The organism is Pseudonocardia hispaniensis (assembly GCF_042658695.1).
Taxonomy (GTDB): domain Bacteria; phylum Actinomycetota; class Actinomycetes; order Mycobacteriales; family Pseudonocardiaceae; genus Pseudonocardia; species Pseudonocardia hispaniensis.
In genome coordinates, this window is the sequence record NZ_JBHSQW010000033.1 from 25,488 (window position 1) to 38,285 (window position 12,798).

General features: G+C 70.8%; 11 protein-coding genes. 7 read left to right on the plus strand and 4 right to left on the minus strand.

The genetic code is table 11. The annotated features are described in order from the left end of the window. Positions 1 to 247: 247 nt before the first annotated feature. Positions 248 to 1,702 carry a glutamate synthase subunit beta gene (locus tag ACFQE5_RS15510; RefSeq protein WP_379585769.1) on the minus strand — a complete coding sequence of 485 codons (1,455 nt, stop codon included), beginning with the start codon at positions 1,700 to 1,702 and terminating at the stop codon, positions 248 to 250. A 291-nt stretch (positions 1,703 to 1,993) separates the two neighbouring features. On the opposite strand from ACFQE5_RS15510, the gene ACFQE5_RS15515 reads away from it, so the two are divergent. Together ACFQE5_RS15515 and ACFQE5_RS15520 are read left to right on the plus strand one after the other, a co-directional pair. Continuing rightward, positions 1,994 to 2,728, plus strand: coding sequence for a G1 family glutamic endopeptidase (locus ACFQE5_RS15515; protein ID WP_379585771.1), 735 nt, complete (start codon positions 1,994 to 1,996; stop codon positions 2,726 to 2,728). Positions 2,729 to 2,795: 67 nt separating this feature from the next. Then, entirely contained in the window at positions 2,796 to 4,067 is a 1,272-nt protein-coding gene (locus tag ACFQE5_RS15520; protein WP_379585773.1) for a cytochrome P450, read from the plus strand. 88 nt (positions 4,068 to 4,155) lie between these two features. Here ACFQE5_RS15520 and ACFQE5_RS15525 read toward each other — a convergent pair whose 3' ends face one another. Next, positions 4,156 to 5,313 (minus strand): MFS transporter, encoded by a 1,158-nt coding sequence (locus ACFQE5_RS15525; RefSeq protein WP_379585775.1) that lies wholly within the window; start codon positions 5,311 to 5,313, stop codon positions 4,156 to 4,158. A gap of 239 nt (positions 5,314 to 5,552) precedes the next feature. Between ACFQE5_RS15525 and ACFQE5_RS15530 the strand changes: the two genes are divergently transcribed. The 5 genes from ACFQE5_RS15530 to ACFQE5_RS15550 are packed head-to-tail and all read left to right on the plus strand — an operon-like array spanning position 5,553 to position 9,730. Then, entirely contained in the window at positions 5,553 to 6,248 is a 696-nt protein-coding gene (locus ACFQE5_RS15530) for a metal-dependent transcriptional regulator (RefSeq protein WP_379585777.1), read from the plus strand. After that, positions 6,245 to 7,204 (plus strand): metal ABC transporter solute-binding protein, Zn/Mn family, encoded by a 960-nt coding sequence (locus ACFQE5_RS15535; protein ID WP_379585779.1) that lies wholly within the window; start codon positions 6,245 to 6,247, stop codon positions 7,202 to 7,204. The genes ACFQE5_RS15530 and ACFQE5_RS15535 overlap by 4 nt, the downstream gene beginning before the upstream one ends. Positions 7,205 to 7,212: 8 nt before the next feature. After that, positions 7,213 to 7,998 carry a metal ABC transporter ATP-binding protein gene (locus tag ACFQE5_RS15540; RefSeq protein ID WP_379585781.1) on the plus strand — a complete coding sequence of 262 codons (786 nt, stop codon included), beginning with the start codon at positions 7,213 to 7,215 and terminating at the stop codon, positions 7,996 to 7,998. Further along, positions 7,986 to 8,879 carry a metal ABC transporter permease gene (locus tag ACFQE5_RS15545; RefSeq protein ID WP_379585783.1) on the plus strand — a complete coding sequence of 298 codons (894 nt, stop codon included), beginning with the start codon at positions 7,986 to 7,988 and terminating at the stop codon, positions 8,877 to 8,879. The genes ACFQE5_RS15540 and ACFQE5_RS15545 overlap by 13 nt, the downstream gene beginning before the upstream one ends. Beyond that, complete coding sequence (locus ACFQE5_RS15550; protein WP_379585785.1) at positions 8,876 to 9,730, plus strand: metal ABC transporter permease; 855 nt, start codon at positions 8,876 to 8,878, stop codon at positions 9,728 to 9,730. The genes ACFQE5_RS15545 and ACFQE5_RS15550 overlap by 4 nt, the downstream gene beginning before the upstream one ends. Before the next feature lie 25 nt (positions 9,731 to 9,755). On the opposite strand, the gene ACFQE5_RS15555 is transcribed toward ACFQE5_RS15550, so the two are convergent. Then, positions 9,756 to 10,895: an amidohydrolase family protein gene (locus ACFQE5_RS15555; RefSeq protein WP_379585787.1), complete on the minus strand. Its 1,140-nt coding sequence runs from the start codon at positions 10,893 to 10,895 to the stop codon at positions 9,756 to 9,758. A 118-nt stretch (positions 10,896 to 11,013) separates the two neighbouring features. Further along, positions 11,014 to 12,702, minus strand: coding sequence for a chaperonin GroEL (gene groL, locus ACFQE5_RS15560; protein ID WP_379585789.1), 1,689 nt, complete (start codon positions 12,700 to 12,702; stop codon positions 11,014 to 11,016). Positions 12,703 to 12,798: the final 96 nt, after the last annotated feature.

Genomic DNA, 12,798 nt, shown 5'->3' on the forward strand with positions numbered 1-12,798 from the left:
TCCGCCCACCCGTGACGCCGGTCGTCGACCCGGCTCCTTCGCTCGGGCGAGTACCGTCTCTGGGTCTGCGATACAGGCTGATGCCGCCGGCACGGATACGCAAGAGGCTCGATCCATCGATCATCATCGAATTCCGGTCCAGGACCGCGCATGCCGACCGGTGGGGGAGGATCCTGGCGACCTCATCGACGAGGCCGAGACGACGTAGCGGGGGGCTGCCCGGACCGTCGGCGGCGCTGAGTCCGAGTCACGCGATCGGCCGGTCGGTCGGGCGGATCGAGCGCGGGAGCAGGTCCCGGCCGGTGAGATAGGTGTCGACGCCGGCCGCGGCGGCACGGCCCTCGGCGATCGCCCAGACGATCAGCGACTGCCCGCGGCCCATATCGCCTGCGACGAAGACGCCCTCGACATTGGTCATGAAGTTCTCGTCGCGCGCGACGTTACCGCGTTCGTCGAGGTTCACTCCGAGGTCGGTGAGGAGCCTGCCGCGCTCGGGACCGACGAAGCCCAGGGCCAGGAGCGCGAGCTGGGCGGGAATCTCCTCGACGGCACCGGTCCTTCGATGGAAACGCTTGTGCTCGTCGCGGAACCCCTCCACGATCCTGATCGCCCGCAGCCGGCCGCGCCCGTCCCCGAGGAACTCGATCGTGTCGACGGCGAACCGCCGCGCCCCGCCCTCCTCGTGGGCCGGGGAGGTCCGGTAGATCGCCGGGTAGGTCGGCCACGGCATGTCCTCGGTGCGCCGGGCCGGTGGGCGCGGCCGGATATCCAGATGCGCCACCGACCGCGCCCGCTGCCGGTGGACCGTGCCGAGGCAGTCGGTGCCGGTGTCGCCGCCACCGATGATGACGACGTCACGACCCTCGGCGGTGACCGGAGAGACCTCGACATCGCCCTCCTGGACACGGTTCGCCCACGTCAGATACTCCATTGCCAGATGGACGCCGGCGAGGTCCCGGCCCAGGACGGGCAGCTCACGGGGGGCGGTGGCTCCCCCGGCCAGGACCACCGCGTCGCATCCGGAGCGGAGTTCGTCGACGGTGAGGTCGACGCCGACCTCCACGCCGGGCCGCAGGACCGTCCCCTCGGCCACCATCTGCCCCAGGCGCCGGTCGAGGCGGCGCTTCTCCATCTTGAACTCGGGGATGCCGTAGCGCAGCAGCCCGCCGATCCGGTCGGCCCGCTCGTAGACGACGACATCGTGGCCGGCCCGGGTGAGCTGCTGCGCGGCGGCAAGCCCGGCGGGGCCGGAGCCGGCTACAGCGACCTTCCGCCCGGTCCGCCGATGCGGCGGTAGCGGACGTACCCACTCGCTGCTCCAGGCGTGTTCGATGATCTGCAGTTCGATCTGCTTGATCGTGACCGGATCGCTGTTGATCGCCAGCACGCACGCGTCCTCACACGGGGCCGGGCAGAGCACTCCGGTGAACTCCGGGAAGTTGTTCGTGGCATGCAGTCGCTCGACTGCGGCAAACCACGCATCACGGGAGACGAGATCGTTCCACTCGGGGATGAGATTGCCCAGCGGACACCCCTGATGGCAGAACGGAACCCCGCAATCCATACAGCGTGCGGCCTGGTGCCGCAACCGGCCGTCGGACAACGGTTCGTACACCTCACGCCAGTCCCGCAACCGCAGATCGACCGGCCTGCGGCGCGGGGGCTCGCGGGGGGTACGGAGGAATGCCCTGGCGTCACCCATGGCCGACCTCCCCGATTGGCCACGCCCCGAGTGCGCATTGGTCGGATACAGTGCCCTGCCGAGGACGCGTTGACAAGGGCTGGGTTCGCCCGTTCCCCCGGTTGCCGAATGATCGAATTCAGTGCTGTCCGGGGCTCGGCGAGGGTATCCCGCTACCGACCCGCCGCGATATCGGCGACAGCTCCGAGGCCGCGCGAATTGCTCCGTCCGGCTCTGTGCCGCGAACGGAGCCGGTTTGTAGCGTTCGACGCTCGCCAGTGAGGCCGCTCGACATCGACGCCGGACGACGGGATGGGCAGCGAGGTGCGAAACCACCACACATTCGCCGGACGAACCATCGTGATGTTGCTCGCCTTGCTGACCGGCACGGCGTCGCTGCTCGCCGGTTCGGCCGGGTCGGGGTCCGGCGGCACGGAACACGCCCCGGGGATCGAACCGATCAGGTTCAACCAGGACGGCGGAAACTGGTCGGGATTCGTCACGGTGGGCCGGGGATTCCGCTCGGTGTCCGCCAGCTGGCGAGAGCCCGCCGTCACGTGTACCTCGGTGAACAACAGGTTCGCGATCTGGGTCGGCATCGACGGTTACGGCAGCAGCACCGTCCAACAGACCGGCGTGGCGACCGCATGTTCCTCGGGCGCGCCGATCCGCCAGGCGTGGTACGAGATGGTTCCTGATCTCCCGGTCTACTACGCGAACCCGGTCCATCCCGGCGACTCGATGACGGCCGGCGTGGTCCGCAGCGGACGGACCTACACGATGACCATCACCAACAACACGAGGAAGTGGACCCGGAAGGCCACCGCCGTCGCCGACGCCGCCGACGCCTCCGCCGAGATCGTCGTGGAACCGGCCGCCGGTTCGCTCCCCCGGTTCGACGTGATCAGGTTCACCGACGTCACGGTCGACGGGCAGAAACCGGGTGCCGCCGCCTTCGCCATCGACGCCACCAACAGCCGCGGCTTCGAAACCCGCACCAGCCCCCTGTCCGACGGCCGGTTCTCGGTCAGCTACCTGCACGAATGACTCATCGACCGCGCCGAACCGCGGGCCGCGGCGGTGGACATGCCGACGGCTATTAGAATTTTTGATCATGGGATTGGGTTCGCGGGTCGTCGCCGTGTTCGCACGTAGGTACCTCGCAGGTTCCCGGAACAGCAGCTTCGCCCTGTCAAAGCTCTCCTACCTGCCCAGGAAGACGCTGATGCCGTTGCGGCGAAACGGCCTCGACCCCGTCCCTGAGCTGGGACTCAGGCGCCGCACGCAGCCCGTCAGCCCGTTGAAGGTGCCAATTGGACTCAATACATGGCTGGTGACCGGCTACGAGGAGACCAAGGCCGTCCTCGGTCGCTCCGAGGGATTCAGCAATGATTTCAACCACCTGGTAGGTAACGGCGGAGTTACCGCGGACCAAAATCCCGGGGGATTGGGTTTCTCCGATCCTCCCGTGCACACCCGGTTGCGCAGATTGCTCACGCCGGAGTTCACTCGGCGCCGACTGGCCCGGCTCGCACCGAGAATCGATGCCATCATCACCGAACAGCTCGACGCGATGGAGGCCGCACCGCAGCCGGTCGATCTCTGGCAGTCCTTTGCCCTCCCCATCCCGTCGCTGACGATCTGCGAGCTGCTGGGGATCCCCTACGCCGACCGCGCCGACTTCCAGCGGCTCAGCGCCGCCCGGTTCGACCTCGTCCAGCCCGCCGACGCCTCGCTGAACGCGATCTCGGAATCCCTGGCCTATCTGCGCACGGTCATCGTCGAGAAGCGCAAGGCACCGGACGATGGACTGCTCGGCATGCTGATCAAACAGCATGGCGACGAGATCGACGACGAGGAGCTCACCGGGCTCGCCGACGGCCTGCTCACCGGCGGGTTCGAGACCACCGCGAGCATGTTGGCCCTCGGCGCGCTGGTGCTGCTGCAGAACCCGGATGCCGCCGAGCGGCTCCGCCACGACGACGACGCCGGCGTCCGGTTCGTCGAGGAGGTGCTGCGCTATCTGACGGTGGTCCAGGTGGCCTTCCCGCGCATTGCCACGCAGGACACGGAGATCGGAGGGGTGAAGATCGCCCGCGGGGATGTGGTACTGTGCTCGCTCAGCGGCGCCAACCGCGACGACGCCTTGGGCCCCGGCATGGAGAGCTTCGACGCGTCGCGGACACCCACGTCGCATCTGGCGTTCGGCTACGGCATCCATCGCTGTGTCGGCGCGGAGCTGGCCCGGATGGAGTTGGGCGCCGCCTATCCCGCACTGGTGCGCCGGTTTCCCGCGATGCGCCTGGCGATCAGCCCGGACAAGGTGGCGTTCCGCAAGACCTCGATCGTCTACGGACTCGAGTCGCTTCCGGTGGTGCTGCACTGAACCAGGCGACTCCTCACCCGATCACCGACGGGACGGTGGCGAGCGTCGATCGCGACAGCGTCTGTTCAGTGGCCCGCCGGGTGCTGGACTAGCTGGCCTGACGATCCCGGGCCCGGGTGAGCGGAGCCGCCAGCACGAGCAGCAGCGCCGCCGCGCCGAACGCCGCCCGGAAGCCGAACGGTTCCGCGATCGCCCCGAGGCCGACCGCGCCCGCCGCCGTCCCGGCGTCGTAGGCGATGTTCCAGACCGCGCTCGCGGTGCCGTACCGCTGCGGTCCCGCGGCCGCGAACAGGGCGACGAGCGCGTCGTTCTGTACCAGCCCGAAGCCCACGCCGACGACGAGTGCCCCGGCCACCAACCCGGCGCCCCCGGCGGCGCCCGATACGCCTGCGGCCAGCACCTCCGCCGCCATGCCCGCCGTCACCATCAGCACGCCCGGCCACAGCAGCCTCCCGGCGAGATCCCGGCGGTCCACGAGCTCGCCGGCCGCCAGGCGTCCGGCGAGCGCGCCCGCAGCGGTGCCGAACAGCGCAATCGGCGCCACGAGGTCCGGATCGGCCGCGGCCAACGGCAGGAACGTGACGAGTCCGCCCTGGGCCGTGGAGCAGGCGAGCATGGCCAGCACCGGCCCGACCGCGCTGCGCCGCAGTCGCTCGACCCGCTCGGCCGGATGCGACGCGGGGCCGGACGCGGGCCGAAGCCCGATGAACGGCACCAGCGGCACACCCAGCAGCGGCATCGCACCGACCAGGAACACCACCGGGAAGCCGTACTGCCCCGCCACCGCCACCCCGGCGGGCAGGGCCGCGAGCTGCGGCAGCCCGACCGCCAACCCGTAGCGCGCCGTCGCCCGGCCGTGTTCGGGCGGTGACACCAGCTCGGCCACCAGCGCGCTTCCGGCCACCGTCAGCAGGCCGAACCCGATTCCGCGGACCGCGCAGACCGCGAGCACCGGACCGAGCTCGGCCGAGAGCACGAGCAGCGGCACCGGCCCCCCGAGCAGCACCAGGCCGGCCCCGAGCACGAACCGGTGCCCGTGGCGGCGCAGCAGCCACGGCACCCAGAGCTGGGTGATCACCGTCGCGAGCAGCAGCACCCCGGTGGTCGTTCCGGCCCCGAACGCCCCGGACCCGCCGTGCACCACCCACAGCGGCACCACCGGCAGCAGCAGCGCGTATCCACCGAAACCGAGCGCCGTCGCACCCAGCATGAGGCGGAACGAGGCGCCGCGCAGGCCCCTGGTCACCTCGCGGGCCACCTCGGCCGCATCTGCGCGCCGGACAGGCCCACGAAATCACCGGCCGCGGCCGAATCGATCATGCACGGCACCACGCACCCAGCCTAGGCCCACGGCCCCGGTCGGCCGGTTCGTGGCGGCGTCGCGACCCGTGAACGGCGTCTCAGTCTGAGACGACCACCCAGTCGATCTTCCGCTTACCGAAAACTCTCATTAGAGTTCGCCCAGGAGACAATTAGAGGAGCCTAATGGTTGAGTTAGAGCAGGCTTCATGCTGTGGGGTCGTCCAGTCCCCGTCCGTCGAGGACGCGTTGCGCACGATCTACGTACGCGCCGGGCGGGGCGAACAGATCCGCACCTCCGCCCTCGCCCAACACCTGAATGTCACCCCGCCGTCGGCATCGGCGATGCTCAAGCGGCTGGCGGCCCACGGTCTCGTCGATCGCGGACCCGACCACCAGATCGCGCTGACCGCGCACGGCGCTGACCACGCCCGCGACGTCGTCCGCCGGCACCGGCTGCTGGAGACCTTTCTCGCCATGGTGCTGGGGCTGACCTGGGACGAGGTCCACGTCGAGGCCGACCTGCTCGAACACGCGGTGTCCGATCGGTTGCTCGCCCGCATCGACGAGTACCTGAAGCACCCCGCCCGCGACCCGCACGGAGACCCGATCCCGCGGCCGGGGACACAGCACGAGGAAAGCTGGAGCACCCCCCTGGCGAGCGCGCCGGTCGGGTGCCGCTTCCTCGTCGAACGCGTCTTCGACGACGACGGCGCCGCGCTGCGCTACCTGGCCAAGCTCGGCATCCACCCCGGCGTCACCGTCCAGCTCACCAAACGCCAACCGTTCGGCGGGCCACTGTGGATCCGCGTCGACGACGACCGCGAGCACGCCCTCGGCGAGCAGTTGCTCGGTCTGGTGCACGGGCGGGTGACCTCGTGAGGCGGCTACTGACGGTGATCGTCGCCCTGACCGCGGCGCTCACCCTCGCCGGTTGCGCGTCCGAAGCGTCGGGCACGGCGCCGATCACCGACGGCCGTCCGCTGCACATCACCACGACGACGAACTTCATCACCGATACGGTCGGCCGGATCGGCGGCGACCGGGTCACGGTCACCGGGCTGATGGGGCCGGGGGTGGACCCGCACCTGTACCGGGCCAGCGCCGGGGACGTGCAGGCGCTGCGCCAGGCCGACATCATCTTCTACGGGGGGCTCAACCTCGAGGGCAAGATGGGCGACCTGCTCGCCGAACTCGGCCACAGCCGAACCGTCCGCGCGGTCACCGACGGCATTCCCCGCGATCAGCTGCTGCACGAGCCCACGGCAGGCACCGAGGCCGACCCGCACGTGTGGTTCGACGTCTCGCTCTGGCAGCACGCCAGCCGGACGATCGCCGAGACGCTCGCCGCGGCCGACCCCGGCCATGCCGCCGACTACCAGCGCAACCTGGACGGCTACCTCGCCGAACTGACCGCCCTGGACACCGAGACCCGCAATCGGATGGCCGCCGTTCCGGCGCAGCGGCGGGTCCTGGTCACCTCCCACGACGCGTTCGCCTACTTCGGCCGCCGCTACGACGTGGAGGTGGCGGCCATCCAAGGCATCTCCACCGCGGCCGAGGCCACCACGGCGGATATCGAACGGGTGGCCGAGCTGATCTCGACCCGCCGGATCCCCGCCGTGTTCATCGAGACCTCAGTGCCTCGGCAGACCATCGACGCGCTCCTGGCCGCGACGGCCCGGCGCGGGCACACCGCCGTCGTCGGCGGGGAACTGTTCACCGACGCCGCCGGGTCACCCGGAACCCCCGAGGGCACCTACATCGGAATGGTGCGCGCCAACGTCGACCGAATCGCGGACGCGCTGGGCGCGCCCGCCGCAGCAGCGGGAGGCTGACCATGCTCATGCCCAGCCCGAGTCCGGGCACGGTCCCGACCAGAACGACCGGCACGGCCGAGCCCGCGGTGGAGATCCGGGGGCTGACCGCCTCCTACCGGCAGGTCCCGGTGCTCAAGGATGTCGACGCGCAGTTCCCGACCGGAACGCTCAGCGCCATCGTCGGGCCGAACGGTGCGGGGAAGTCGACGCTGCTGCGCGCAGCACTCGGCCTCATTCCCGCCGACACCGGGCAGGTCCGGATCGCCGGCGCCGAAGGCAAGGCGGTGCTCGACCACGTCGCCTATGTCCCGCAGCGGGAATCGGTGGACTGGGACTTTCCGATCACCGTTCGCGAAGTCGTCGAGATGGGCCGCTACCGGGCCACCGGCTGGTTCCGCCGTGTCGGCCGGGCCGACCGGGAGATCGCCCGGGACTGCCTGGAGCGGGTCGGGATGAGCGCGTTCGCGCGCAGGCAGATCGGCCAGCTGTCGGGCGGGCAACGGCAGCGGGTGTTCCTCGCCCGCGCGCTCGCCCAGCAGGCGTCCGTCCTGCTGATGGACGAGCCGTTCGCCGGGATCGACGCCCGCACCGAGACCGACCTGCTCACCCTGCTCGGCGAGCTGTGCCGGGACGGCGCCTCCGTCATCGTCGTGCACCACGCCATCGCCCAGGTCCGGGCCCTGTTCGACTGGGCGCTGCTGCTCAACGTGCAGGTACTGGGCTGTGGGCCGACCGCGGACGTGCTCACCGACGAAGCCATCCACGAGGCCTACCTCGGCCCCGGCGGGGGGACGGTCGGATGGGTGAGCTGAGCACACTGCTGCGCCTGCCGTACACCGACACCGTCGTCGTTGTCGGGGCGGTCGTGCTCGGGGTGACCAGCGGCGCGCTCGGTGCGTTCACCGTGCTGCGCAGGCGCAGCATGGTCGGCGACGCGGTGGCGCACTCGGCTCTGCCCGGCGTCTGCCTGGCGTTCTTGCTCACCGGGGTGAAGGACGTACCGTCGCTGCTGGTGGGCGCCGGCATCGCGGGACTGATCGCGGCGCTGCTCATGGTGGGGATCGAACGGGTCGGGCGGATTCGCCCGGACGCCGCGATCGGCGTGGTGCTCTCCGGCTTCTTCTGCCTCGGCGTCGTCCTGCTGACCCACATCGCCAGCAGCGGCAACGCCGACCAGGCCGGCCTGGAGAACTATCTGTTCGGGCAGGCCGCCGGGCTGCTGGAGCGCGACGTCGCCATGATGGGGGCGGTCGGCGGCGCCGGGCTGCTCGTGGTCCTGGTCCTGCGCCGCGCGTTGACGACGACACTGTTCGACCCGAGCTACGCGGGCGCGATCGGGTTACCGGTGCGGGCCGTCGAGGCGCTGATGACAGGGCTGCTCGTGGTCGCGGTGGTCGTCGGCGTCCGGATGGTCGGGGCGATCCTGATGGTGGCGATGCTCGTCATCCCCACGGTCACCGCCCGCCAGCTCGCGAACCGTTTCACCGTGGTGCTCGCGCTTGCCGGTCTGGTCGGCGCGGTGGTCGGGGCCAGCGGTGCGCTCACCGCCACCCACGCCGAGCTGCCGACCGGACCGGTGGTGATCCTGATGGGGTTCGCCGTCGTCGTCCTCGCGCTGACACTGGCGCCCGGTCGCGGACTGCTGTGGCGGACCCTGCGCGGGCGGCGCGGACCGGCGAAGGCACGCCCGTGAGCGACGACGTCGTGATCGTCATCGTGGCCGGCCTGGTCGCGACGGCATGTGGGCTGCTCGGCCCGTTTCTCGTGTTGCGGCGTATGGCACTGCTGTCCGACGCCGTCAGCCACGCGGTGCTTCCCGGGATCGTCGCCGTCTGGCTGATCGGGCAGACCCGGGCGCCGCTGCCGGTGATCCTGGGCGCCGTGGTCTTCGCGGTGCTGTGCGTGCTGGCGATCGATGCCTTGCGGGCCAGCCGGCTGGTGGCCTCGGACGCGGCCATCGCGCTGACGTTCCCTGCCCTGTTCTCGCTCGGGGTACTCGGTGTGACCCGGTTCGCCGAGGGAATCCACCTCGACCTCGACTCCACCATCTACGGCGAGATCGCGTTCACCCCGTTCGACACGGTCACCGTCGCCGGCTTCCAGTTCGCCAGGGCCGCGGTCGTGCTCGCCGTCGTGACGGCGTTCAACGCGCTGTTCGTCGGGCTGGTGTGGAAGGAGCTGAAGGCGACCACCTTCGACCCCGAGTTCAGCACGACCATCCGCCTTCGGCCCCGGCTGCTGTCGCGGCTGCTGCTCGGCGCGGTCGCGGTGACGGCGGTCGCCTCGTTCGAGGCGGTCGGCGCGATCCTCGTGGTCACCATGCTCATCGTCCCGGCGGCGACGGCCTACCTGCTCACCGAGCGCCTGACCATGATGGTCGGGCTGACGGTGGCCGTGGGGTGGTTCGGGGCCATCGCCGGGCACCGGGTCGCGCTCGCGCTCAACAGCTCGATCGGCGGTGCCGTCGGCCTGACCTGCGTGGCCTGTTTCGCGGCCGCGCTGCTCATCCGGGTCGCCACGCGCCGCGTCGTGCGGTCGTCCTGACGCTGCGCCGTCCGGGTAGGGCGGGCTAGGAGCCCGCGCCTGGACGGCGCAGCGCCAGCTGGGGAGCGGTGGAACCCACCGGAAGCGGGATGCGGTAGAGCCGGGCGGCGTTGCCGCCCAGGATTGCGTGCCGGGTCGCCACGTCCAGCTCCGCGTACTCCCCGCGCAGCTCGGCGGGGAAGCGGAAGGCGGCGAACTCCGCCACCAGCCGTCCCGGGCGCAACATCGGATAGCCGCTGCCGAACAGCAGCCGGTGCCCACCGAACGCCTCGAGCAGGGTGCCCAGCGCCCGAGCGGCCTCGAGCGGGCGGATCCGCAGGCCGGCCAGCAGGTCGGTGAGCAGGACGTGGACGTTGGGCAACCGGGCGAGCCGGCACAGCTGGGTCGTCGGCAGACAGGCCGCCCCGAGGACGAACTGGACGCGCGGCAGGGCTCGGGCGAGCTCGCGCAGCTCCGCCGGATCGAATCGAATGCCGGCCGGCCGCTGGGCCGCGCGGGTGCGGACCGGCAACGCCGAGCCCGCCCGCACGGGGTCGGCCCACTCCGGCCATCGCGGACCGGCGACGGCGGCGGATCCGGTCGTCGCGCGGACCATCCAGTCGGGCCCGTCGGCTCCGGCCGGTGCCGACGGGCCGACACCGAGGTGCACGACGGCGGCTCCGGACTGCTCGCAGCGCGCCAGCACCCGTCGCAGCCAGGGCTCGGCGAGGCCGAGCCGGCCATTGGGCCGCCGGGCGGGGGCCAGGTGCAGGCCGCGCAGGTCGCCGTTGCGAACCCGCGCGGCGAGGCCCCTGGCCCCCGCCGAACCCAGGCTCGGGTCGAGTTCGCCGGTGAGCACGAACCGGCCGGGAAGTTGTTCGGCGAACTCGGCGTTCCAGGCCGCCGGGCTGAATCCGAGCACGAACAGCTCGTCGAGCACGACGGGCTGCAGTACGCCGCGGTCGACGTGCCCACCGAGCACGTCGGCGATCAGGCCCGCCTCGGTGACCCGGGCGAACTCATCGGCCGCGACCGGCCGGGGCGACCGGTCGAGGAGTCGGTGGCGCCGGTACAGCTCCGCCACGAACTCCTCGCCGGACGGCCCGGCCTGGTTGTGCGGGCTGCCGTCCCAGGCATGCACCTGGGCGTCCACCACGGCGTAGCGCTCGGAGGCGACGCAGTACATCTCGGCCTCCTACAGCGGTTGATCGGAACGGCCTCCGACAGCCCACCGGGCGCGGACATCCCGCGACTCGCGCACGGAAATACCGCGACTCGCGCTCGGAAATACCCCGACTCGCGGGTCAGCCGACCGAGGGGCCGAGGCCGAGGGACTGCGGGGTGCTCGAGTCCGGCGAGGGCTGTGGAATACCCTCGTCCAGCGGGCCGAACTCGGTCATCAAGGCCTTGTTCCAGGGCGTCTGCTCCTCGGCCACCAGCGAGTTGGTGGTGAGGATGAGCCCGGCGACCGAGGCACCGTTCTGCAGGGCGGAGCGGACCACGCGCAACGGGTCGATGATCCCCATCTCCACCATGTCCCCGTAGCGGCCCTCGAGGGCGTCGAAGCCCTCGTCAACGCCCATCGCGGTGACCTGCTTGACCACCTCATCACCGTCATAGCCGGCGTTCGAGGCGATCAGATGCACCGGGTCGGTGAGCGCGCTGCGCACGATCTCGACCCCGATGCGGTAGTCCCCCTCGACGTCGAGGCCGTCGAGTGCAGGTTCGGCGTGCAGCAACGCGGCACCCCCGCCGGCGACGATGCCCTCGGCGATGGCGGCTCGGGTGGCCTGCAACGAGTCGTCGACCCGGTGCCGGATCTCCTTGGCCTCGGCGTTCGTCGGCGCACCGACCCCGATGATCGCCGCCTTGCCGGACAGCCGGGCGATCCGCTCGGAAAGGAAGTCCTCGTCGGTCCCGATGGTCGCCCGGACGAGCTCGGCGCGCAGCTGCGTGAGCCGCAGCTCGAGCGCCGCACGGTCACCACCGCCACCGATGATCGTCGTGTTGTCGCTGGTCACCCGCACCTGCGAGGCCCGGCCGAGGTGCTCGGTCGTCATCTGCTCCAGCGCGAACGACGAGCTCTTGCTGTGTACCTTGCCGCCGCACAGCGCCGCCATGTCCTCGAGCAGGTGGATGCGCTTCTCACCGAACCCGGGCGCCTTGATCGCAACGGCCTGGAAGGTCCGATTGACATGATTGTGCACGAGCATCTGCAATGCCGTGCCCTCGACCGTCTCGGCGACGACCACCAGCGGCCGCCGCTCGGCCCGCATGATCTGGTCGAGGATCGGCATCAACGACTGGACATCCTTGATCTTCTCCGCGGAGAACAGGATGTACGGGTCGTCGACGATGGCCTCGAGCGTGCCGGGGTTGGTGACCATGTACGGCGAGACATAGCCGTTGTCGAACTCGAAGTCCTCGACGAAGCTCACGCCGATGCCGTGCGTCGGGGTGTCCTCGACCGTGACCACGCCATCGTCGCCGACGGTGTGCAGCGCCCGTGCGACGACACGCCCGATCACCTCGTCGTCGTTGGCCGAGATCGCGGCGACGCGCGCGTAGTCCTCCTCGCTCTGGACCGGGTGGGCCACCTGGGCGAGACGCTCGACCAACGCGCCGACGGCCATGTCGATGCCGCGCTTGACCAGCACCGGATTGCCGCCGGCGGCGATCGCCTTCATCCCCTGCCGGACGATGGCCTGGGCCAGCACGGTGGCAGTGGTCGTGCCGTCGCCGACGGTGTCGTTGGTCTTGACCGCGGCTTCCTTGACCAGCTGGGCGCCCATGTTCTCGAACTGGTCGCGCAGGTGGATCTCGCGGGCAATGGTCACCCCGTCGTTGGTGACCTCCGGGCTTCCGGTGATCTTCTCCAGAATGACGTTACGGCCTTTGGGGCCAAGCGTGGATTTCACCGCCTCGGCCAGTTGGTCGACACCGGCTTGGAGTGCGTGACGGGCTTCGGCCCCGAATCGAAGTTCCTTGGCCATTGGTCCTCCTGGACCTACTCGATTGACGTTGGTCTGCCGCGCGGGTGCGGATCAACGGGCGGGCCGCCGCCCGGTTGCGCGGGCGGCGGCCCGCGG